Source organism: Streptomyces sp. NPDC058691 (assembly GCF_042714775.1).
Classification (GTDB): Bacteria; Actinomycetota; Actinomycetes; order Streptomycetales; family Streptomycetaceae; genus Actinacidiphila.
Map to the genome: position 1 here is coordinate 122,274 of NZ_JBHXSO010000012.1, position 22,051 is coordinate 144,324.

Below are 22,051 nucleotides of genomic sequence, written 5' to 3' on the forward strand. Positions count from 1 at the left end.
GCCGGGGCATCGGCGGCACGAAGCCACCGCCGGACTCCGACGCTGTATCTCCATTGGGGGGACCTGCCAGTACCCGGAACAGCGTGCTCTCCCTCCAGAACCGCTGGTGGGATCACATATACGAGCGGCCGGGACCCGCCAGCCCACCCGCCGGAGCGTCTCGTGTTCCAGACATGCGAAAGAAGATGATCATGCCCCCCTCCATGACCAGTGCCGTGACGTTGAAAGTCAACGGCGCGAAGCACACGCTGACCATCGACCACCGCACCACCCTCCTGGACGCCCTGCGCGAACGCCTCAACCTGACCGGCTCCAAGAAGGGGTGCGACCAAGGGCAGTGCGGCGCGTGCACCGTCCTGCTTGACGGGCGCCGAGCGGTGTCCTGCCTGCAGTTGGCCGTGGCGGCCGACGGACGCGAGATCACCACCATCGAGGGTGTGGCCGAGGACGGCGAACTGCACCCGGTGCAGCAGGCGTTCCTCGACCTCGACGGGTACCAGTGCGGCTACTGCACACCCGGGCAGATCTGTTCCGCGATCGCGGTGATCGAGGAGCACGCGGCGGGCTGGCCGAGCGCCGCCACCGGGGATGTGCGACCCGAGGCCGGGCCGCCGCCGCTGTCGCCCGCGGAGATCCGGGAGCGGATGAGCGGCAACCTGTGCCGCTGCGGCGCATACGTCTCGATCGTCCAGGCCGTCGCCCGTGCGGCCGCCGAGACCAAGGAGAAGATGGCATGAGGGAGTTCGGTTACCAGCGCGCGCACGACGTCCCCGGCGCCCTCGCCCTGCTCGACGCCGATCCGACCGCCCGCTTCCTCGCCGGCGGCACCAACCTCGTCGACCTGATGAAGACCGGCATCGAACGACCCGCCCGGCTTGTCGACATCCGCGAGCTCCCCCTCGACCGGATCGAGGTGACCGAGGACGGCGGTCTGCGCATCGGCGCGACCGTCACCAACAGCGACCTCGCCGCCCACCCCGAAGTGCGCCGCCGCTACCCGGCACTGTCGCAGGCGGTACTGGCCGGCGCCTCAGGCCAGCTGCGCAACATGGCCACCGTCGGCGGGAACCTGCTCCAGCGCACCCGCTGCGGCTACTTCGCCGACGTGACCAGCCCCTGCAACAAGCGTGTCCCCGGCAGCGGCTGCCCCGCCGTCGAGGGCGTGCATCACAACCACGCCATCCTGGACACCACCGAGCACTGCGTGGCCACCCACCCGTCCGACATGGGCGTGGCCCTGGCGGCCTTCGACGCCGTCGTCTCGTACGAGACGGCCGACGGGCCGGGCAAGATACCCCTGAGCGACTTCTATCTGCCCGTGCGCGACACCCCGCACCAAGAGACCACCCTGCCGCCGGGCGCCCTGATCACCGGCATCACGCTCCCGGCTGCGCCCGTGGCCGCCAACTCCCGCTACCGCAAAGTGCGCGAGCGCGCCTCGTACGCCTTCGCCACAAGCTCGATCGCCGCTGCTCTCGACGTCCAGGACGGCGTCGTAGCCGATGTGCGCCTCGCTTTCGGCGCCGTCGCGTCCCGGCCCTGGCGGGCTGCTGCAGCCGAGCGGGCGCTGGCGGGCGCCCCGGCCGACGCCGAGACCTTCGCCGCCGCCGCCGACGCCGAACTGGCGGCCGCGCGGCCGCTCCCGCACAACGCCTACAAGGTGACTCTGATGCGCAACCTGGTCGTGGCCGTACTGTCCGAACTCGCCGAGGAGACCGCCCGATGACATCCGACACGATCGCGGCGCAGGCGGCGAAGGGTGCCATCGGCACGGCGCACCCCCGTCTGGAAGGCCGGGACAAGGTCACCGGAGCCGCCCGCTACGCAGGAGAGGTCTCCTTCAGCGGACTCGCCCATGGCTGGCTGGCAGTGTCGACCATCACGCGCGGCCGCATCCGGTCGGTGGACACTGCTGCCGTCCTCGGCATGCCGGGTGTGCTCACCGTCCTCCACCACGGCAACGCCCCGCGCATCAACGTCGACCACCTCAACCCCAAGGGAATGACGCTGGACCCGATCGCGCTGGTCTTCCAGAACGACAGGGTCCCGCACATGGGCTGGCCGGTGGCGCTGGTCGTCGCCGAGACGTCCGAGCAGGCCAGAGAGGCCGCCGAGGCGCTCGTCGTGCGCTACGAGGAGGAGCCGTTCGACGTCGCGTTCTCCTCGGACCGTCCGGACGCGTACATCGCGCCCGGTCCGGCCGGGGCGGCGGTGGCGGAGAAGGGCGACCTGGAGGCCGAGCTCGCCGCGTCCGCCGTCGTCGTGGACGCCGAGTACACGACACCGGAAGAGCACCACAGCGCCATGGAGCCGCACGCCGTGACGGTTTTCTGGGACGGTGACCGGCTCGAGGTGGCCGACTCCAACCAAGGTGCGTTCCGGGTCGCCACCGATCTCGCGGGACTGTTCTCACTCGACCCCGCCTCGGTCCGGGTGCGATCGGACCACGTCGGCGGCGGCTTCGGCGGCAAGGTGGACATGCGCCCCCATCAGGTGGCCGCCGTGATGGCCGCGCGCGTCCTGCGGCGCCCGGTCCGGGTCGTCATGACCCGCCGCCAGGTGTTCTCTCTGACCGGCTACCGCAGCCCGACCAGGCAGCACATCAGGCTGGGCGCCGACGCCAATGGGCGGCTGCGCGCGCTGGAGCACCGCTCCCTGAGCCAGACGTCCTCCGTGTACCAGTTCGTCGAGGCGGCCGCCGGGGTCGGTCGTGTCATGTACGAAGCCGACGCGCACCACACGGCCAACGAGGTCGTACGCCTCGACGTGCCGACCCCCACGTACATGCGCGCGCCGTCGGAGGCACCCGGTTCCTTCGCCCTGGAATCGGCGATCGACGAACTCGCCGAGAAGTGCGGCGTCGACCCGATCGAGTTGCGCGCCCTCAACGAGCCCGAGGCGGGGCCCATTTCCGGGCTGCCGTTCAGCAGCAACCACCTGGTCGCCTGCATGCGGGAAGGTGGCCGCCGGTTCGGCTGGGCGGACCGGGATTCGCGTCCGGGCCTGCGTCGTGAGGGGCGCTGGCTGCTCGGCACCGGCACGGCGGCGGCCACCTTCTACACGCTGGCGGCGCCGTCCACGGCCACCGCGACGGCGGAAGCGGACGGCACCTTCACCGTGCGCATCGCCGCGGCGGACATCGGCACCGGAGCACGGACCGCGCTCCGCCTGATCGCCGCCGACGCTCTGGGGGTGCCGGCGGACAGCATCCGAGTACACGTCGGGGACAGCGACTTCGGGCCGGCCATCATCGCTGGCGGGTCGATGGGCAGTCGCTCCTGGGGCTGGGCGGTGGCGGAGGCCGCAGAGGAGCTCCGCGGGCGCATCGCCGGCAGCCCGGACGTCCCGGTGGAGGGCATCACCATCCGGTCGAACACGGCGGCGAACCTCGCCGCCCTCGCGAAGAAGGAACGGCACGCCTTCGGTGCGCAGTTCGCTGAGGTCGCCGTGGACACCGCCACGGGTGAGGTGCGCGTACGGCGGCTGCTCGGCATGTTCGCGGCGGGTGTCATCGTCAATCCGCTCACCGCCCGCAACCAACTCATCGGCGGCATGACCTGGGGTCTGTCGATGGCCCTGCACGAGGAGGCTGTCCGGGACCGGCTCTCGGGCGGTCTGGTCGGGGCCGACTGGGCCGGCTATCACTTCGCCGCGAACGCGGACGTGCCGCGCATCGAGGTGGAGTGGCTGAACGAGGGCCCGGACCCGGACGACCCGATCGGCATCAAGGGCATCGGCGAGATCGGCATCGTCGGCACGGCGGCGGCGATCGCCAACGCTGTCTGGCACGCGACCGGCGTCCGTCACCGGCATCTGCCCATCCGGCTCGACCGCGTCCTGATGGCGGGCACGGAGACGCAGAATGCTTGAGATCGCGGAGGACCTGCACCGCTGGACCGAAGAGGGCCAGGACTTCGCCGTCGCCACCGTCGTGGCCACCGGAGGCAGTGCGCCCCGCGGTCCCGGCGCCGCCCTCGCTGTCGACAGCGAGGGCACGGTCATCGGCTCCGTGTCCGGCGGCTGTGTCGAAGGAGCGGTCTACGAGCTGTGCGTCCAGGCGCTGAAGGACGGCGAGACCCACTGCGAGCGGTTCGGCTACAGCGACGAGGACGCCTTCGCAGTCGGCCTGACCTGCGGCGGGACCATCGACATCATGGTCACACCGGTCCGCGCGGACGGGCAGGAGCGAGCCGTGCTCCGATCCGTGCTGTGGGCCGCCTTCACGGGCGAGCCGGCGGCACTCGCCCGGGTGACCCGCGGCCCTGCCGACCTCCTCGGGAAGGCCGTGCTCGTCCGCCCCGACGGATCGTACGAAGGATCCCTCGGCGGCCACCAGGAACTGGACCGGACCGCGGCGACTCAGGCCCGGGCCATGCTCGACGGCGGCCGCACCGGCACGGTCGAACTGTCGGAGGACGGATCGCACTGCCCCGGCGGCCTCACCCTCCTCGTCGAGTTGTCCCTCCCCGCACCCCGCATGATCGTCTTCGGAGCGATCGACTTCGCGGCGGCGCTGGTGCGCGTGGGCAAGTTCCTCGGCTACCACGTGACCGTGTGCGACGCCCGGCCCGTCTTCGCCACACAGGCTCGCTTCCCGGAGGCGGACAAGGTCGTGGTCGACTGGCCGCACCGCTACCTGCAGCGCACCGCGACCGACGCCCGCACGGTCCTGTGCGTACTCACACACGACGCCAAGTTCGACATCCCCCTACTCACAGAGGCCCTGCGACTACCGGTTGCCTACGTCGGCGCGATGGGCTCGCACCGCACCCACGAGGACCGCGACCGACGGTTGCGCGAGGAAGGCGTGAGCGAGCGGGACCTGACACGGCTGAGGTCGCCTATCGGCCTCGATCTCGGCGCCCGGACGCCCGAGGAGACCGCTCTGTCGATCGCGGCGGAGATCGTGGCTATGCGCCGGGGCGGGACGGGCGTTCCGCTGACCGGCTCGAGCATGCCGATACATCGCAGCATGGACAGGCTGGTCCTGGCGGCAACGGCGTGACGGATCCAGGGACTGTGCCGAGCTGAGATCACGGGTTTGGCTGCTTCGCTGTCCCGGTCGGATCCCTGACCTGCACAGACTCGTCAACGGCGTGATGCGGTGGTTCCGTTGCGCGATCGGGAAGCCGCGTGGACCGCACGTACCCCTTCGAGGAGACGTCATCATGACCGCATCCCAGCCAAGCTCTCTCGCCTACGAGGTCTATGTCCTGGACGGGACCCCCAGGGCCGGCGACGAGCGTTTGCCGAACGGCGACCGGCTTGTTTCGTCGCCGCTTTCGGTGACGCTCATATTCGGCGAGGAAGACGCCGTACTGGTCGACCCGCCCCTTACCGTCGAACAGACCGAGAAGATCGGCGACTGGATCGAGCGGTCCGGCAAGCGCCTGGCATACAGGCATCGCCGAAGGAGTTGGCCGGCGTGCACCGGTGCTTCGAGGTGATCCCGGGGGCCCAAGCTCAGGTCGACTGGGGCGATGAGGGCAAGATCTTCACCGGTACGGGCATCGCGAAGGTCTATGAGGTCGGCGCGCGTCTTCGCCCCACGGGCGCGGGCCGGGAACTGATGGGCCGCCGTCGGCGCGGAGACCGCCCCGTCAGTACCCGCGCCCGGGACGGGATTCCCGCCGCGGACCTGGCCGCCGCAAGCCGTGTCCTCGCCCAGGTCACCGAGCGTGCCAACGCCGAACTCGCGGCGCTGACCCGTCCGAAACCGCGGTCCGGGAGCTTCCTGACACTCCCCGGCGTCGGGGGGCTCCGGCGCACCCCGCCCGCACCTCGCTGCAGGCGGCGCAGCACCGGCCGGCAGGGGGATAGTGACGGCGCCATCGCCCCGCGCCCCTCGTCCCCCTCGGCGCCGCGCGTCCTGCGCCACTGTTGGCTGCCGCGAACGCGCCGGGTCAGCCTCCAAGCAGTCCGAGCGCGCCGTACCAGACCGGTCCGGGGTTGAGCCGATCCGGATAGTGCGCTGTCATTCGGTCGAAGTACTCGCGGGCTGTGGCGCTTTCGCCGAGCACCCGGATGGCGTCGAGCAAGTACTGCCGGGTCTCGTCGAGGATGGCGGGGTCGTCGGGGAGGTCCTTGTTCTTGTGGCCCGCCACGACGGCACGCGGCTCGAGCTCCGCGACGCGATCCAGGGCTGTGAGCCATTTCTGGAGTCCGCCGTCGCCGCCTTCGAGGACGTACTGGTGCACACCGTTGTAGGCGACGTCCCCGGCCACGACGAGGCCGATGGACGGTACATGCAGCACCGAGGTCTCGTCGGTGTCGGTGTGCCCGACCTCGACGGCCCGGATGATGTTGCCCTCCAGCAGGAAGCCCTCGTCCGGGATGGGCTCGGCCAGGACCGGGGTGTCGGGGATCAGGCCGGGGAACTGCTTGTCCCACAGGTCTGCACGTCCCACCGTCGCCTGCTCGTGCATGACCTTGATCGTGCCCTCGGTGGCGTAGACGGTGGCGCCGGGGAACCGTTTCAGCAGCTCTGCCGTGCCGAACCAGTGATCACCGTGTCCGTGGGTGGCGAAGATGTATGCCAGGCGCTTGCCGGACCGCTCGATCCAGTCGCCGATCTTCTCGGTTTGTTCGACGGTGAGGGGCGGGTCGACCAGTACGGCGTCTTCCTCGCCGAATATGAGCGTCACCGAAAGCGGCGACGAGACGAGCCGGTCGCCGTTCGGCAGACGCTCGTCGCCGGCCCTGGGGGTCCCGTCCAGGACATAGACCTCGTAGGCGAGAGAGCTTGGCTGGGATGCGGTCATGATGACGTCTCCTCGAAGGGGTACGTGTGGTCCACGCGGCTTCCCGTTCACATGCTGTGCCGAACGGTGCCGCATATCCGATTGGGTGGTGCCCGCTTAGGGCCGCAGGTCGAGACGACATCGCCCGTAGCGTCGACCCGGCGCTGTTCCACCTCTGAACGCTAGAGTTAAGTGTATTAATCTCACCTATTTCTTCATGGGCCTCGACACCGTCAGCGACGGCGCCAACTCCATGCACCCCGATATGGGTGTGGCCGTTCCCTTGCCTGGGGCTGCTCAGAACCGTGCACACTCAACATAACCATATAGGTTTTGGTTCTGTTGCGATATAGATGTACGTTACATGCAGATGGTGAGTGTCAGCGAGTCCTACGCCCCGAGCGATACGAGCGACTGCTACATCCCTCACGTGACCGTCTGATCGACTCAAGGGAGTCACGATGCCCGGAACGCCGCTGGACTATCAGGTCCACGTAACACCGTCGATCCCCACCGAGATCGAGGACATCCCGCCCGACCTTCCTCGCCGAATGTGGTCACCGACCACGGCAACCCTGATCACGGGCGAGCATGACGCGGTGCTCGTCGACGCGCTGATGACCGTCGAGCAGACCGACCGACTGGTCGACTGGGTCGCCGCGAGCGGCAAGAACCTCACCACAGTCTTCGTAACCCACGGCCACGGTGACCACTGGTTCGGACTCGGCGCCCTGCTTGAGCGCTTCCCGCACGCGCAGGCCGTCGCGACGCCGGCCGTGGTCGAACAGATGAAGAGGCAGATGGCCCCCGAGTTCGTCGCGTCGTTCTGGGACAAGCGTTTCCCCGGCCAGATTCCGGACAGGCTCGTGGCCGCGGAGCCGCTGGCCGGCGACCGCCTGGAACTGGAGGGCAACGATCTCGTCGTCGTGGGGCTCGGTCACACGGACACCGACGACACCACATGCCTGCATGTGCCCTCAATCGACCTGCTCGTGGCCGGTGACGCCGTCTACAACGACGTCCACCTCTACCTCGCCGAATCGTCCGCCGAGGGCCGCCGGTCATGGCTCGAAGCCCTGGACGGCATAGCCGCGCTCAACCCGCGGGTGGTGGTAGCAGGACATAAGAACTCCGGTCGCCCTGACGATCCGCGGACCATCGCCGAGACCCGGCAGTACATCCACGACTTCGAGGCGGTCGCTGAGCGCACATCGAGCACCCTCGACCTCTACCGTGGAATACTGGAACTCCACCCTGACCGGATCAACCGAGGCGCACTGTGGGGCTCGGCCAGATCCGTCAAGGGTTGAGCATGTTGCCAGAATGGCGTCGGAGGTTGTCCCGCGTACCGGGCGTGTGCGTGAACGATCCCAACGACGCAGTATCAGGCGCCGTGGGCCAGCGACGCTGCGCAACAGTTCCTGGACTTGTTGTGCCCGCGCGGTGCACTCCCCGGCTCTTCAGTCGGGATTCCCCCGATCGACGCAGCAGGGCGCTTTTCGGCGGCGATGCCATGTTCGCGATAGTCCCTGGAGCGTCGCCCGCCCATCCGCATTGCGGGCACAGATTGCGACCCTTGCGTGAAGTGCCAGCGTTATGGCGATTCAATTCCGTGGCTCCGCCAGTCACTCCGACCCATCGACGCAAGCAAGAAACAACATGGAACGCCGCAGATGATCATCTTGGCCTAGACGTCACACCGAGTACGTGGTGAACCGAATCATGCAGTGGGAGCCCACGCAAATGTCGTACGGGGAGAGTACGCACGGTTCCACGTCAGAGACGGTTTCTGCTCGAAGCCCGGGCAGAGCCCTGCCCGTCACCGGCCGCTTGGCCGCCGAATACCCCCTGGTCGACAACGTCTTCACCACTCCGTTCGACAGGGGCGTACTTGACGCTCGCGAGCGTCGGCGCGTTGCCCGTGTCGCCGGACGGTCGGCCGGTTGGTCACCGATCGACACTGCTCAGTGGTCTCCCTCTGGAGTCACGGCGGTTGCCAGCAAGGAGTGAGGCACATGAAGATCGAGCGCGTCGGGGACACCGACGTCAGGTTCCGGCGCAACGGCACCGGGAGCCGGGCAGTGGTCCTCGTCCACGGCTTCCTGGACGACCAGCACGTCTGGGACGGCATGATCGGGGAACTGGGCAGCGCGGACGTGGAGACCGTCCAGCTCGACCTGGCTGGATTCGGTGAGCGCACCGAGGCGAACGGCCCGTTCACGCTGGAGCGGTTCGTGTCAGAGGTCGGGGCCGTAGTGGACACCCTCGGCAAGCCGGTCGTGCTCGTCGGCCAGAGCATGGCCGCGCCGATCGTGGAACTCGTTGCCGCGGCGCGCCCCGAGCGAACTCTCGGCCTGGTTCTGGTGGCGCCCATCCCCCTCGCCGGCACGCACCTTCCGGAGGAGACCATCGAGCCCTTCCGTGCACTGGGGGGCGATCCGAGCGCCCAGCGAGCTGTGCGACAGCAGCTTTCCACCAGCTTCGGCGAGGCGGACCTCGACCGGGTCATCGTGGTCGGCTGCCGGATGCGTCCCGAGGTGGTACGTGCCGCCGTGGGCTGCTGGGACACCGGACACCCGGACGGCAAGAAGCCCAGCGGCTACACCGGGCCGGTGCTGGTGATCCGAGGCGCCGACGACGGATTCGTCACCGCCGAGGTGGTCGTTCGAGGAGTGCTCGGGCGGTTCGGCGATGCCATATCGGAGACGGTGGACGGCGCCGGTCACTGGCCGCACATCGAGCAGCCGACTGCGGTCGCTGCACTGCTGGACGCGCTCCTGGTCAAGACATCGCCCCCGGGTGACACCTCGGGCCATGTAGCACCGCAGCGGTGGACGACGGCCTTCGCCGACAAGAGCACCGACTCCTTCGGGGAGGCGCTCGCTGAGGAGGCCGTGCTCGACGCGAGCATACTCACCCGGCCGATCGAGGGCCGTGAGCAGGTCAAACAAGTGATGGCGGCCGCCAGCGGGATCTACGACTCCCTCACATTCACCCACGAGGCCACCGAGGGGCTGCGCACCTACCTGGAGTGGAGAGCCACGGCTTCCGGAGGAACCCGCATGGAGGGCGTGACCATCCTGACGAAGGACGAGCGCGGACGCATCGAACGAGTGACAATCCATCACCGACCGCTCGGCGCGGTACTCCGCTTTTCGGCCGAACTCCGGGATCGCTTGCTCGACCGCATCGACCCGACACACTTCCACAACGGCGACCGATTGCCCACGCGACCGGCCATACAAAAAGAGCGATCATGACACAACGCACAGATGTTGCATTTCCTGCAGAGGGTGGCGTCACCCTTCGAGGCTGGCTGTACCTCCCGGACAGTCCTGGTCCTCATCCTGCGATCACCATGGCCCACGGCTATGCGGGCGTTAAGGAGTTCGGGCTGGAGCGCTTCGCCGAGGTCTTCGCCGAGAACGGCTTCGTGGTCCTTCTGCACGACCACCGAGGCTTCGGTGCCAGCGACGGCGTCCCCCGCCATGACGTGGACCCCTGGCGGCAAATCGCCGACTGGCGCCGCGCCATCTCGTTCCTCGAGAGTCGGCCGGAGGTCGACATCGACCGGATCGGTCTGTGGGGTACCAGTTACGCGGGCGGCCACGCCATCGTGCTCGGGGCCACCGATCGACGGCTGCGATGCGTGGTCGCGCAGGTGCCCACAATCAGCGGATTCGAACAGGGTCTGCGCCGAGTCCTGCCTGAGGCCATCAGCGGCCTGGAGGAGGTGTTCGCCGAGGACGAGAGGGCCCAGTTCCGCGGCGAGCCGCCGCGCACCCAGGCGGTCGTCAGCGACGACCCCGCCGTACCGGCCGCATACCGCGCCAGGGATGCGATCGACTTCTACCTTCAGCCGGTGCCGGCCGGGGCGTGGGAGAACCAGGTGACTGTACGCTCCACGCGTGCAGCCCGCATGTACGAACCCGGCGCCTGGATCAGTCGGGTCTCACCCACACCGCTGCTGCTCGTGGTCGGCGAACACGACACCGTCACCGTGACGGACCTGGCCCTGGCCGCCTACGAGCGTGCGCTGGAGCCCAAGCGTCTGGCGCTGCTGCCCGGCGGTCACTTCGACCCATATCTGTCCGGGTTCAAGGAGTCCAGCACAGCGGCACTCGACTGGTTCCGCCGCCACCTCGGACCGACTTTGTGACACGGGGGCGCTTCGCCCACAACGTGCAGGGGCATGGCTTGACTCCAGCACGACGCCGGTCACGCCCCGAATACCGCCCGCAGACCGGCACAACGTTCCTGACCATGAACGCGGAGTGGGCCGCCGATGCCCTCTTAGCTGCACTCACGGCTCTCGGCGGCACCCGCCGCGAGCCCATCGATCCCTCGCCCATCGGAAGCGGCCATACGCCGGGTCCTGCAGCGCGTGGACGGCGACGCCCTCGACGCGGCGATCGGCGCTTGGCTCTCCGGTTCCGCAGTCGGAGATCGCTCGGGGGCTGGGAGCGGCCGGATGGTGGTGCTCCTCAATGAGGATCTGGCCGCCTGGCTCCTGCCGACGAAGCGCACCGTTGACGTGCTGGGCTGCGTCGGCGAGGCCGACGTCGACCCCGTGCTCTACGCGAAGCCGTACTGGGTCGGGGCGAGCGGAGACGCGGCGCAACGCCCTTACGCGCCGCTGGTTGAGGCCCTGGCCAGGCGCGGCACGGTCGCCGTCGCCAAGGTCACGCTGAGGACGTGCGAGAGGCTGGCCGTGTTGCGGCCACGGCGGGGGATGCCCGTGCTCCACACGCTGCTGTGGCCCGAGGAGATCCGCGAACCGGACGACCTGTCGTCGGCTGCGCCGGTGACCGAGCGCGAACTGCAGCTCGCCGAGATGCTGATGGAGCAGCTGGCCGGGGTGGACATCGCCGATCTGCATGACGAGTACGCGCACGCCTTGGAACAGTTGGTCGTCGCGAAGATGACCGGCGGCACCGTGGAAGAGCCGGCCGAGCCGGTCCCGGCCGTCGACCTGATCGCGGCCTTGGAGGCCAGCATCCAGGCGGCGGGCAGACGGTGAGTGCGAGACCTGCGTGGATCCCGTTCCGCGACAGGGCGGCGCCCCAAGGACCTTCGGCGATACGGCACGAGGTCCTGGAGGCGCGCGCTAGTTGAGAGCGAGTTAGGTGCTCGCTGTCCGCAGGTTATGCGGAACGGCCGCCGGGGGGATGTGGTGAACAGAGCGGGGGCCACGTACCCCAGAGCGCGAGCACGGGTCGTCACGTAGGGCGTGCGGACCGACGTAGCGGCGAGGCAAGTCCGAAGCCGAACGGGCGTAACACCAAGGGGCTGATCGTGAGCACAGCATCCGAGCAGCCGCAGCCTGCCGCCCGCGGCGGTCCCCGGTCTCCGTCGGCGGGCACACGAGCACGTGGCATTCCTGGCCTCGATGACCCTGGCCGAATGGAGGCGCATTCTGGAAGTGCGGACCCGTCCGCCCCAGCTGCGTTTCCGCCTCGGGCGGGGCCGCGCGGATAAGCGGTCCGGCGCAGTCCCGGGTCTCCGCACAGGGCTGCGCCGGACACCTTCACCCGAGAGGCGGCAAACGACGGGCGCCTGGCAGCGAGGCTGGGCAGGGTGGGAGCGGCAGGCAAAGACTGGGCCCCCATCGCCGGCCATGACAGAGCCCCATGTCGCCGGGCAGCGGCAGGGGGCTCTGTCGCTGTCGGAGGTGGCCGCATCCTGGTGGGGTGCAGGTCACTCTTGCATTGCACCACGGGACCTCGGGCCTGCCTCGCTCACCAGCCTCTCCCGGACCGGCTGGGGCTCGCCCAACTAGTTAGTCCTGCGCTTCGGCATGTGTCGAACGCAGTCATGTGGCTGCCAGGATGATGGCTGTGTAGTGCGCGGTGAAGGCGGCGATGGTGAAGGCGTGGAAGACCTCGTGGAAGCCGAACCAGGCCGGTGAGGGGTCGGGGCGCTTGAGTCCGTACACGACGGCGCCCGCGGTGTAGAGCAGGCCGCCGCCCATGACGAGCTCGACCACCGCGGTGCCGCCGGTGCGCGCGAAGTCGGGCAGGTAGAAGACGGCAACCCAGCCCAAGACGAGGTAGCAGGGGGTGTACAGCCACCGGGGAGCCCCGATCCACAGCATGCGGAAGGCGATGCCGGCCAGGGCACCTGCCCACACCACGGCCAGCAGCACCAGCTGTCGGCCCGCGGGCAGCAGCAGTACCGCCAGCGGGGTGTACGTGCCGGCGATGATCAGGAAGATGTTCGCGTGGTCAAGCCGGCGTAGGACCGCCTCCCCACGGGGACCCCACGTTCCGCGGTGGTAGACCGCGCTGGTGCCGAACAGCAGGCAGGCCGACAGCGCGTACACCGAGCAGGCCGCAATTGCCGCGGCCGAGCGCGAAACGGCGATCAGGACGATGCCGCCGACCAGCGCGAGGGGGAACACGCCGGCGTGCAGCCAGCCGCGCATCCTCGGCTTCAGCGCAGCCGCCGCGCGCTCCACCCCGCCTTCCAGGCCGGCGGCGCTCTGCCCGGCAGTCAGCCGACCGGGTGCGCCAACAGGCCCATCAGGTGCGGGAGTACGCAGGGCGTCGGGCGTGGCGCCGGTGCTGGGGCGCGGCTGGGCCTCCCGCCCATGTGCCGGCGGCTGAGTCTCTTCGGCGATCATGTGCTCGTCTTCTGGAGTCGGCGGAGGAATGCGCGGCCCGCACGTTGCCCCGGACTGCGGGGTCAGATGTCGGCCGCGCGACGGTATTCGGCGTTGATGCGCTGGGCTTCTTCGAGCTGGTCTTCGAGCACGATGATGCGGCAGGCGGCCTCGATGGGGGTCCCGTGGTCGACGAGTTCCCGGGCGCGGGCGGCGATGCGCAACTGGTAGCGGGAGTAGCGGCGATGTCCGCCCTCGGAGCGGAGCGGGGTGATCAGGCGGGCTTCGCCGATGGCACGGAGGAAGCCCTGCGTGGTGCCGAGCATCTCGGCAGCCCGTCCCATGGTGTAGGCGGGGTAGTCGTCGTCGTCGAGACGGCCGAACGAGTCGTCTGCTGTCATTGCACCTCTCTGTGAAACCGCGCTGAGGGGCCCTGGTGCCGTATGGCACCAGGGCCCCGAAGGAACTGCTACACCATCTGCCGGCCCTGCTACTGCGCCGGCCTACTGTTTCCGTCCACCCGACCGGAATGCAGTCGGGGGTGCGGGGATCGCGGATGCGTGACCGGAGACCACCTCACTATCGATGTCCTGCGGTACCCGGGCTCACGACGTCCGCCCGGGCGATCCTGATGGCGCTTTGCTCCTCCGTTCTTCCCTCTGGAATCGATCTCTTACCTACTGCGGGTACTGCTCTCCTGCGTACTGCTGGTGATGCGAACTGCTCAGTGACCTGCCGCACCGCCACTTTCCGGCAGCCAGCCCCGTCGCCCGTCCTGCGTCTGCTCTGGCTTAGAACCCCACTGCCGAACCTCCCGGTGCGCGCGTCCGCAGCCGACGCCTTCACCGAGGTACTGCTCACTGACTTCACTGCTGGGTACTGCACCTGCACTTACAGGTCCTGCTCACGGTGGCCCCTGATCACTGCGGGCCACCCGGTCCGGCCGCCAGTCCCGTCGCCGTCCTGCAACCGCTCTGGCTCCGGAACTCCACCACCGCACCGTCCTGCGCACCACAACTAGCTGTACTGCTGCCCGGCAGGTCGTCTCTGCCAGGCTCTGCTGTCTCTCTGGGCTACGAGAGAAACCATAGCCACGCCACCGCCCAATGTCTACTTCGGCCAGCATAGATTTTTGGACGCTGGACGGTGAGGTAATCGACCTCGACGGCGACGTGGACGAGCCGCAAGGCGTCGGCCCCCGGCGGGGCGTCCGTCGTCTGCAAACGGGTGCACCGCAGGCAGCGACCGGGGCTGTAGCAGCGCAGGGGGAACCGATGGACGGTGATGCCGGACCAGCCGCCAGGTCCACGGTGTCCAGGTCGAGGCCTGCGCGGCGCAGGAACTCCGGCAGATCAGTCGGGCTGTGGGCCACGCCGAGGATAGTGCCGTCGATGAGACGCGGCGGCCCCCGGCCTCCGCCGGCAGGCACACGATCACGGCCGCCTTCCCGGCCTCGATGACCCCGGCCGGATGGAGGCGCATCTGGAAGCGCGGACCCGTTCGCCCCAGCCGCGTTTCCGCCTCGGGCGGAGCCGCGCGGAGAAGCGGTCCGGCGCAGTCCCGGGTCTCCGCATAGGGCTGCGCCGGACACCTTCACCCGAGAGGCGGCAATCGACGGGCGCCTAGCAGCAAGGCTGGGCAGGGTGGGAGCGGCACGCAAAGACTGGGCCCCCTCCCGTCGCCGGTCATGACAGAGCCCCCAGTCGCCGGGCAGTGGCAGGGGCTCTGTCGCTGTCTGCTGAGGCTTGCTGTCGGAGGTATCCACATCCTGGTGGGGTGCAGTCGCGTCCAGCGGAACCGGAGCTCCCTCAGCGCGAGGTCGCTTTTACACCATCGGCGGCGCCCGGCGTGGCGCCTCCGAGATCGAGATCAAGCTCTCGATTCAAGAACGGGTGCCGAGTATCGGTCCGGTGGCGGCGAGGGGAAGCCGTCCTCACCGCCCGCCGGCGGCAATCACAGCACGAGCCGTGGGCGGTGATTGCGTAGGACCCCGCCTGGGTTGTGACGGCCTGGCGGGGTCCTGCGGAGCGCCCCGGCAAGCGACTGACACGGTGCGCATTCCTCACTGAAGCCGACTGCCGGCCGGGTGAGGGTGTGGCGCGTCGACGTGAGGACTGCGGTCACTCCAATGGATGTGCGCGCGTCGCGTGGTGCTGGCTCGGGTGATCGTCCGAGCAGCTCTGGAAGCTGCGTTCCCCTACGCGCGCGACCGGGGTCGTGAACGCAGCCGGTCAGTGTGTCCTTGCTCGAGGTGAGATGGCGATGGATCTACGCCTCTGCCGGGCCGCCTGTTCGGGTGCCTTCCGACGGGTGCCGTCCCTTGAATGCGCCTTTGGGGGTAGGCGGAGTGAGCGGCGCCGGCGAGCGGTGGCCGCCATCTCACAGGACGAGGGAGGCTCCGTGGACGGCATTGTGCTGCTTCGGGACGACCATAAGACGGTCGAGAAGCTGTTCAAGCGTTTCGAGAAGGCTGATGATGACGCCTACGAGGAGCAGCGCGCGATCGTCGATGAGGTGATCGGCGAGCTTACGGTTCATGCCTGGATCGAGGAGAAGATCTTCTACCCGGCCGCCCGGGAGGCGGCGCCTGACACCAGCGATCACGTGCTGGAGAGCGTCGAGGAACACCATGCCGTGGTGTGGATGCTGTCGGAGCTGAAGGACATGGATCCCAAGGACGAACGCTTCAAGGCGAAGATGACCGTCCTGATGGAGAACGTTCGCCACCACGTCGAGGAGGAAGAGCAGGACTGGTTCCCGGAGGTACGCAAGGCCATGGGCCGTAACCTGCTGACCGAGCTGGGCGAGCAGATGCACAAGGCGAAGGCAGACGCGCCGCGCGATCCGCTGGCAGTGCCTTCCGCGAAGGAGTAGGAGACCACGTCGCTCCAGACCCCTCCACCTCGGGCTGACCTGACCGCTTGGGGAGGAGGACCGGCCAGCCGGGGTTGGGGTCCCCCGTGAAGGGCGCCAGCTGTCCTTCCGGACGGGCGGATCCTCTCGCTGTACCAGCAGCTGTGACGTGGGTCATTTTGCCCGTTTTCTACTCCAGGTAGATTCGCGTCGCCGCCGGTGACGGGGCGGTCTCCGTCGAATGGAGCAGGAGCTGCGGGATGAATGCGGATCTCTCCCCGGTAATAGCAGCCACCGCCCAATGGCTCCTGCGTTCTTACCCGCCGCATACCGGCGGCGCATGGGCGGCTTCGCTGGCACAGACCCAGGCCCGCCAGGCGGTGACGGTTGCCGCGTGGCTGCGGTACCCGACCGGCACGGACGCTGCTTGGGTCACATTGGCCGGACCAGGCGGCTCGGGCAGGCTCGACTGGTTGGTAGGAGCCGATGCGCCGGGTCGCGAGTCGGCAGACCGCGCATGGCGGACCTGGGTCGATGAAGTGGTGGCCAGCTGGGCGGCCTGTCTGCTCATTGCTCCTGCCGTGGCCGAGCATGCCGTGGCAGCAGTGGCGGGATGCGAGCATGCGGCGGGACTGGTCTTCGACTTCCGCCGACTGACCAGCCCCGACGACCATGATCAGCAGGCAACGGCCCTGCTGCGTCATCCCGACCTCTTAACGCCCCTTGCCGCTCTGCATGAGGTAGCACTGCGGCAGCGCCTCGAGCTGGGCCAACGCGACGCGGCGTGACAGTTCGGGCCGCAGGCAGCACCTGTAACCCGACCAAGGCGGCCACGTGAAGATCTTGGTTTTTGTTCATGGACGGCTCGGACGCGATCCCGAGATCAGCCGCGACGAACGGGTCTAGCGGCGCGGCGTGTGTGCGGCAGTCCCGCGGACGAGAGCCAACCGGTGTTCCGCGGGCGCCCGGATCCGTCGTGGCGGATGCTAACGGCGACGGTCTCCGGGGCTCGAGCAGCGCCCGTCGGCCACGACTACCCGCGGGCCGGCCCCCTTCTCACGTCTTCGCTACGCCGGGAGCGCTGCCATGCCGACAGACGGGGCCGTCATGCTCTGGGTCGGGCATGGCGGCCCCCGCCGCTTCGCCGCAGCGGGGGCCAGCGGTAGCTCGACTCCACCCGGGGGGTTGCGGAGTCCGTTCTGCTACATATCGAGCCTGGGCGCTGACGCGATCTTTCGCCCGCCATGACTCCATCAAATCGGCCATATGGGTTCGATATCGGTGGAAGACCGGACGCGCAGGTTCGGCTCACTTGCACTGCGAAGTGGCTCCGCGACGGCCACCCGGCTGGGTCAGCCTGCATTACCCCAAGGTGAAGGCCATTTGGGAGCTGCACCTGAACATGGAACTGGAGCATTTGCGCCTGGCATGCGATCTGATGCGCCGCCACGACGGCCGCGAACCGGAAGAAGTCTTGGCCCCCGCCTTGCCCAATGTGCTGACCTTCGAGCCGAACAAAGCCTACCTGCGGGAGCTGCTGGCCACGCAGATGGACTTGACGACCTTGGGCACCGGCTACGTACGTGAGGCGCACGAGCGGTTCGAGGAGATGCAAGAGCGTCTCCACGAGGGCGAGGCGCCTCCCAGCGAGCGGGTGATGGTGCAGCACGAGGAGATGTTCGGCCGGGATTACCGCGAGGAAACCGAAGGCCCGCACCCGGTCGACCCCCAGCGATAGTCCCGCTGGTCCCGGCCGCGCCTCGTGGACGGCGGCAGTGTCGCCTTGACGGATTCAGTGAGAGGAGACCCTCGTGACCCAGGAAGCCCGGACCGGCGACCCGGTAGCCGGCGATGACGTAGTCGCGTTGTTGACGCGCCAGCACGGCGACATTCACAACTTGTTCGACGAAGTTCGCACCAGCCAAGGGGACGCGCGACGGGAGGCGTTCCAGAAGCTGGTACGGCTGCTGGCCGTGCACGAGACCGCCGAAGAAGAAGTGGTCCACCCCGCGGCACGCATCGCCTTCGACGGCGGGGACCAGGTGGTCCAGGACCGGCTGGAGGAGGAGAGGGCTGCCAAGGAAACACTTAGCTCTCTTGACGAGATGGACACCGACGATCCGAAGTTCATGCCCATCCTGCTGGCTCTGCGCGACGACGTGCTCAAGCACGCCAGGGCCGAGGAACGGTACGAATTCGCCCAGCTGCGGCGCACCACCAGCCCGCAGCGGCTCGCAGCGATGGCCAAAGCCGTCAAGGCCGCCGAGAAGATGGCACCCACGCACCCGCACCCGGGGGTGGAGAGCGCCACCAAGAACATTGCCGCTGGACCGGTAGCGGCGCTGATGGACCGCACCCGCGAGACGATCCGCAAAGCCATGGACCGCGACACCTGAGCCGGGCGCGACACAACGTTCCACGCAGCGAGCCACTTCGCAGGATCGGAAGCGGACCAATTGAGCGCGTCGTTCGGAATGGCCTCAGGGTGCAGGTCAGCTGCGCCGATGTTTTCAGGATCGCTTCTCGCTGCCCGTCGCCCGATTCCGTGTCAGGACATACGCGGGCTCCTGATAACCGCGCCCACCGGCGGCGTAATCCCCGGTGCGAGAGGAACGGGCCGTTACCAAGGAGTGTCGTGATGCGCCTGCACCACCTGAAGCGGCGGGCTTGATGCACTTTGATGCTCCAGCGGAGGGTGCCCGTCGGTGTAGGCCAAACAGGTGAGGAGTGGCTATGGCGGTACAGGTGGAGCCGACTCAGGCGGCGGGATCCGTCCGGCCCAGGCCTGGGGCGGTGATCGTCGACTGGCTGACGACGACCGACCACAAGAAGATCGGGTCGCTCTATCTGGGCAGCGCGTTCGGGTTCTTCCTGTTCGGCGGGGTTCTGGCGCTGTTGATGCGGGCGGAGCTGGCCCGCCCGGGTACGCAGATCATGTCGAACGAGCAGTACAACCAGTCGTTCACCATGCACGGCACGATGATGCTGCTGATGTTCGCCACGCCGCTGTTCGCCGGGTTCGCGAACGCGATCATGCCCCTGCAGATCGGTTCACCCGATGTCGCGTTCCCCCGGCTGAACATGCTGTCGTACTGGCTGTTCCTGTTCGGGTCACTGATCGCCGTGGCCGGCTTCCTCACCACCCAGGGCGCCGCCGACTTCGGCTGGACCGCCTACGCCCCGCTGTCGAGTGGCGAACGCACCCCCTACGCGGGGGGCAACATGTGGGTACTGGGCCTGGCGATGTCCGGCTTCGGCACCATCTTGGGCGCGGTCAACTTCGTGACGACCGTCATCTGCATGCGCTGCCCCGGCATGACCATGTTCCGGATGCCGATCTTCACCTGGAATATCCTGCTGACCTCCGTGCTGGTGCTGTTCGCGTTCCCGGTGCTGGCCGCCTCCCTGCTGGCCCTGTACGCGGACCGTAAGTTCGGCGCTCACGTCTTCGACCCGGAAAATGGCGGACCGCTGCTGTGGCAGCACCTGTTCTGGTTCTTCGGCCACCCGGAGGTGTACATCATCGCGCTGCCGTTCTTCGGCATCATCACCGAGGTCATCCCGGTCTTCGCCCGCAAGCCCGTCTTCGGCTACGTGAGCCTGATCGCCGCGACCATCTCGATTGCGGGCTTGTCGGCGACGGTCTGGGCGCACCACATGTTCGCCACCGGCGCGGTCCTGCTGCCGTTCTTCGCCTTCTTTACCTACCTGATCGCGGTGCCGACCGGGGTGAAGTTCTTCAACTGGATCGGCACCATGTGGAAGGGGAACCTGAGCTTTGAAACGCCCATGCTGTGGGCGCTCGGGTTCCTGGTCACGTTCCTGTTCGGCGGCCTGACCGGCGTCATCCTGGCCTCGCCACCGCTTGACTTCCACGTCACCGACTCCTACTTCGTGGTCGCCCACTTCCACTACGTCGTCTTCGGCACCGTGGTGTTCGCCATGTTCGCCGGGTTCCATTTCTGGTGGCCGAAGTTCACCGGCAGGATGCTGGACGAACGCCTCGGCAAGATCCACTTCTGGACGCTGTTCATCGGCTTCCACACCACCTTCCTGGTCCAGCACTGGCTCGGCGCGAACGGTATGCCCCGCCGCTACGCGGACTACCTGGCAGCCGACGGCTTCACCACCTTGAACACCATCTCCTCGCTCGGCGCCTTCTTGCTGGGCCTGTCCACGCTGCCGTTCGTCTACAACGTGTGGAAGTCCGCCCGCTACGGCAAGCCGGTCGAGGTCGACGACCCCTGGGGCTACGGACGATCCCTGGAATGGGCCACCTCCTGCCCCCCGCCACGGCACAACTTCCTGACCCTGCCGAAGATCCGCTCCGAATCACCCGCCTTCGACCTGCACCACCCCGACATCGCCGCTATGGACCAGGAGCTCAACGCCGGCCGCCGCGACGTCATCGAACCCGGCAAGGGAATCGCGAAGCCCCTTGGCGAGGACGGCCAGACGTGACCGGGCGCGATCTTCGCAGCGCTGGCGGCGATCCGGCCGCCGCTGAGGGCATTGCGCAATGCGAAAATTTTCTGTCGTGGCACGCCGAGATCGGCGACGCCCAGGCCGCGGCTTCAGCCTTCGCCGACCGCATGCCATGGCTGACCACCGCCCAGCGGGACGAAGTTGTCCGGCTCTATATCGCCGAACGCCTCGACCTAGCTCGCAAAATGCTGACCCGCATCTCGCGGCGCGGGACCGAATTGAACGCTGAATACGACCGGCGCTACAACGCACTGCGTAACCGGCTCTGCGCCGTCGTGGCAGTCGTGCTCGTCACTGCGGCCGTCTGCATTCCCGTGCCGGTTGTGTACCTGCTTGCCGGAGACTGACGCATCCGTGGGGCGGCCCGGAGCCTGCGGGCCTGGTGCCGACTTCCGGCTGCCGAGTTCGGGTCAGGCCGCGGTGTGCGGGGTCAGGCAGAGAGTGTGAGTTCGGCGCGGCCGAACAGTAGTGCGTAGCCGTTGGGCAGCTGGTTCAGGATGCGGGTGACAAGGTCGTCCCCGGCAAGTTGGGCGATGACGGTGAAGACGGTGCCGGCATCCCAGCGTGCTGTGGCCGGGGTGCCGCCGGTGCGTTTGGCCAGGTCGCTGACGAAGCCGAAGCCGGTCCGGGGGGTGGTGGCGGTGATCTGGGCGGTGAGCTCAAGGGCGGCCTCGAGGGGAAGCCGGGCGGCCAGGGCGACGCGTTCTTCGCCGGTGAGCTGCCGGCCGAGGGCGGCGAGAACGTCGCGTACGGCCTGCTCGGCCCGTTCGCTCGTGGCGTAGGCGCCCTCATACCGCACGTGCTCGACCATGTGCTCGAACGACATCGCCGCTGCAGGGCGCGCTGCCTGGGGCTGCTGGGACATCGCGGGTGCCCTTTCTCTTCTGTGCACTGGATGTGATGGGAGGGAGGGGAGGAAGGCGTTCGCTCTTGCCTACCGGGGTCAGCCGGGTTCAAGGTGGCCGAACAGCAGGTCGTAGCCGGGTGGCAGTTGCAGCAGGAGCCGTCGCAGAAGGTCTGGTCCGGCCTCCTCGGCGGCCACGCTGAGCACCGCGCCCACGTCCCACCGTGCGGTCTGGTCAGTGGCGCCCTCGATCCAGGCGGCGGTGGCCCGCACGAACCGCTCCGCGTCCAGTGGTTCGGTGGCCTGCATGGGGTTGAGCAGGATGAGCGCGTATGTCTCCGGGAGCCGTGCGGCGAGCTCGGCACGTTCCTCGCCGACTACGTGCGCGCCCAGTAGGGCCAGGACCACGCGGGCCGCCCGGTCCGCCTCCTGCGGTGTGGAGTACTCACCACGTTCCTGGACCCGCGCCAGGAACGCTTCGGATCGCATGACCACGGGTCTGCCCCCTTGCTGTCTGGCGCGGAGGAC

The 22,051-nt window shown here is 68.4% G+C and carries 19 protein-coding genes and 2 pseudogenes; 16 read left to right on the plus strand and 5 right to left on the minus strand.

Annotated features, from left to right (window positions below; translation table 11 throughout):
• Window positions 1–191: 191 nt before the first annotated feature.
• The 6 genes and pseudogenes from ACFWVC_RS11490 to ACFWVC_RS11515 all read left to right on the plus strand — a co-directional run.
• A complete protein-coding gene (locus tag ACFWVC_RS11490; protein WP_384282385.1) occupies window positions 192–737 on the plus strand; it encodes a (2Fe-2S)-binding protein in 546 nt (181 codons plus the stop codon).
• A complete protein-coding gene (locus tag ACFWVC_RS11495; RefSeq protein ID WP_384282388.1) occupies window positions 734–1,726 on the plus strand; it encodes an FAD binding domain-containing protein in 993 nt (330 codons plus the stop codon). The genes ACFWVC_RS11490 and ACFWVC_RS11495 overlap by 4 nt, the downstream gene beginning before the upstream one ends.
• The gene (locus ACFWVC_RS11500) at window positions 1,723–3,870 is read left to right on the plus strand and encodes a xanthine dehydrogenase family protein molybdopterin-binding subunit (RefSeq protein WP_384282393.1); all 2,148 of its coding nucleotides are present in this window, start codon (window positions 1,723–1,725) and stop codon (window positions 3,868–3,870) included. Before ACFWVC_RS11495 ends, ACFWVC_RS11500 begins: the two co-directional genes overlap by 4 nt.
• The gene (locus tag ACFWVC_RS11505; RefSeq protein WP_384282399.1) at window positions 3,863–5,005 is read left to right on the plus strand and encodes an XdhC family protein; all 1,143 of its coding nucleotides are present in this window, start codon (window positions 3,863–3,865) and stop codon (window positions 5,003–5,005) included. Before ACFWVC_RS11500 ends, ACFWVC_RS11505 begins: the two co-directional genes overlap by 8 nt.
• Before the next feature lie 163 nt (window positions 5,006–5,168).
• Window positions 5,169–5,447, plus strand: a complete 279-nt coding sequence (locus tag ACFWVC_RS11510) for a hypothetical protein (protein WP_384282545.1) — start codon at window positions 5,169–5,171, stop codon at window positions 5,445–5,447.
• Window positions 5,381–5,524, plus strand: a pseudogene (locus ACFWVC_RS11515) (IS21 family transposase); the annotation flags it as partial. The gene ACFWVC_RS11510 and the pseudogene ACFWVC_RS11515, both read left to right, overlap by 67 nt.
• A gap of 379 nt (window positions 5,525–5,903) precedes the next feature.
• Here the strand turns inward: ACFWVC_RS11515 and ACFWVC_RS11520 are convergent.
• A complete protein-coding gene (locus ACFWVC_RS11520; RefSeq protein ID WP_384282404.1) occupies window positions 5,904–6,761 on the minus strand; it encodes an MBL fold metallo-hydrolase in 858 nt (285 codons plus the stop codon).
• 440 nt (window positions 6,762–7,201) lie between these two features.
• Between ACFWVC_RS11520 and ACFWVC_RS11525 the strand changes: the two genes are divergently transcribed.
• The 4 genes from ACFWVC_RS11525 (at window position 7,202) to ACFWVC_RS11540 (ending at window position 11,760) form a co-directional block, all read left to right on the plus strand.
• Complete coding sequence (locus ACFWVC_RS11525) at window positions 7,202–8,050, plus strand: MBL fold metallo-hydrolase (protein ID WP_384282407.1); 849 nt, start codon at window positions 7,202–7,204, stop codon at window positions 8,048–8,050.
• A 771-nt stretch (window positions 8,051–8,821) separates the two neighbouring features.
• Window positions 8,822–10,000 carry an alpha/beta fold hydrolase gene (locus ACFWVC_RS11530; RefSeq protein WP_384282409.1) on the plus strand — a complete coding sequence of 393 codons (1,179 nt, stop codon included), beginning with the start codon at window positions 8,822–8,824 and terminating at the stop codon, window positions 9,998–10,000.
• Window positions 9,997–10,899: an alpha/beta hydrolase gene (locus tag ACFWVC_RS11535; RefSeq protein WP_384282412.1), complete on the plus strand. Its 903-nt coding sequence runs from the start codon at window positions 9,997–9,999 to the stop codon at window positions 10,897–10,899. The genes ACFWVC_RS11530 and ACFWVC_RS11535 overlap by 4 nt, the downstream gene beginning before the upstream one ends.
• A gap of 225 nt (window positions 10,900–11,124) precedes the next feature.
• Window positions 11,125–11,760: a Ku protein gene (locus ACFWVC_RS11540; RefSeq protein WP_384282418.1), complete on the plus strand. Its 636-nt coding sequence runs from the start codon at window positions 11,125–11,127 to the stop codon at window positions 11,758–11,760.
• A gap of 792 nt (window positions 11,761–12,552) precedes the next feature.
• On the opposite strand, the gene ACFWVC_RS11545 is transcribed toward ACFWVC_RS11540, so the two are convergent.
• Window positions 12,553–13,362, minus strand: coding sequence for a hemolysin III family protein (locus ACFWVC_RS11545; RefSeq protein ID WP_384282425.1), 810 nt, complete (start codon window positions 13,360–13,362; stop codon window positions 12,553–12,555).
• Between the two features lie 62 nt (window positions 13,363–13,424).
• Complete coding sequence (locus ACFWVC_RS11550) at window positions 13,425–13,742, minus strand: MerR family transcriptional regulator (RefSeq protein WP_384282428.1); 318 nt, start codon at window positions 13,740–13,742, stop codon at window positions 13,425–13,427.
• A gap of 1,999 nt (window positions 13,743–15,741) precedes the next feature.
• On the opposite strand from ACFWVC_RS11550, the gene ACFWVC_RS11555 reads away from it, so the two are divergent.
• The 6 genes and pseudogenes from ACFWVC_RS11555 to ACFWVC_RS11580 all read left to right on the plus strand — a co-directional run bounded on the left by ACFWVC_RS11555 (window position 15,742) and on the right by ACFWVC_RS11580 (window position 21,026).
• Window positions 15,742–16,215, plus strand: a complete 474-nt coding sequence (locus ACFWVC_RS11555; RefSeq protein ID WP_384282432.1) for a hemerythrin domain-containing protein — start codon at window positions 15,742–15,744, stop codon at window positions 16,213–16,215.
• 239 nt (window positions 16,216–16,454) lie between these two features.
• Window positions 16,455–16,982 (plus strand): hypothetical protein, encoded by a 528-nt coding sequence (locus ACFWVC_RS11560; RefSeq protein WP_384282436.1) that lies wholly within the window; start codon window positions 16,455–16,457, stop codon window positions 16,980–16,982.
• Window positions 16,983–17,560: 578 nt separating this feature from the next.
• Window positions 17,561–17,932: pseudogene (locus tag ACFWVC_RS11565) on the plus strand (hypothetical protein); the annotation flags it as partial.
• 73 nt (window positions 17,933–18,005) lie between these two features.
• Complete coding sequence (locus tag ACFWVC_RS11570; protein WP_384282441.1) at window positions 18,006–18,590, plus strand: hemerythrin domain-containing protein; 585 nt, start codon at window positions 18,006–18,008, stop codon at window positions 18,588–18,590.
• Between the two features lie 337 nt (window positions 18,591–18,927).
• Window positions 18,928–20,655 carry a cytochrome c oxidase subunit I gene (ctaD, locus tag ACFWVC_RS11575; protein ID WP_384282446.1) on the plus strand — a complete coding sequence of 576 codons (1,728 nt, stop codon included), beginning with the start codon at window positions 18,928–18,930 and terminating at the stop codon, window positions 20,653–20,655.
• Window positions 20,652–21,026, plus strand: a complete 375-nt coding sequence (locus tag ACFWVC_RS11580) for a hypothetical protein (protein WP_384282450.1) — start codon at window positions 20,652–20,654, stop codon at window positions 21,024–21,026. The genes ctaD and ACFWVC_RS11580 overlap by 4 nt, the downstream gene beginning before the upstream one ends.
• Before the next feature lie 83 nt (window positions 21,027–21,109).
• On the opposite strand, the gene ACFWVC_RS11585 is transcribed toward ACFWVC_RS11580, so the two are convergent.
• Both ACFWVC_RS11585 and ACFWVC_RS11590 read right to left on the minus strand, forming a co-directional pair.
• Window positions 21,110–21,544 (minus strand): DUF2267 domain-containing protein, encoded by a 435-nt coding sequence (locus tag ACFWVC_RS11585; protein WP_384282457.1) that lies wholly within the window; start codon window positions 21,542–21,544, stop codon window positions 21,110–21,112.
• A 78-nt stretch (window positions 21,545–21,622) separates the two neighbouring features.
• Window positions 21,623–22,012, minus strand: coding sequence for a DUF2267 domain-containing protein (locus tag ACFWVC_RS11590; protein WP_384282463.1), 390 nt, complete (start codon window positions 22,010–22,012; stop codon window positions 21,623–21,625).
• Between the last annotated feature and the right edge of the window lie 39 nt (window positions 22,013–22,051).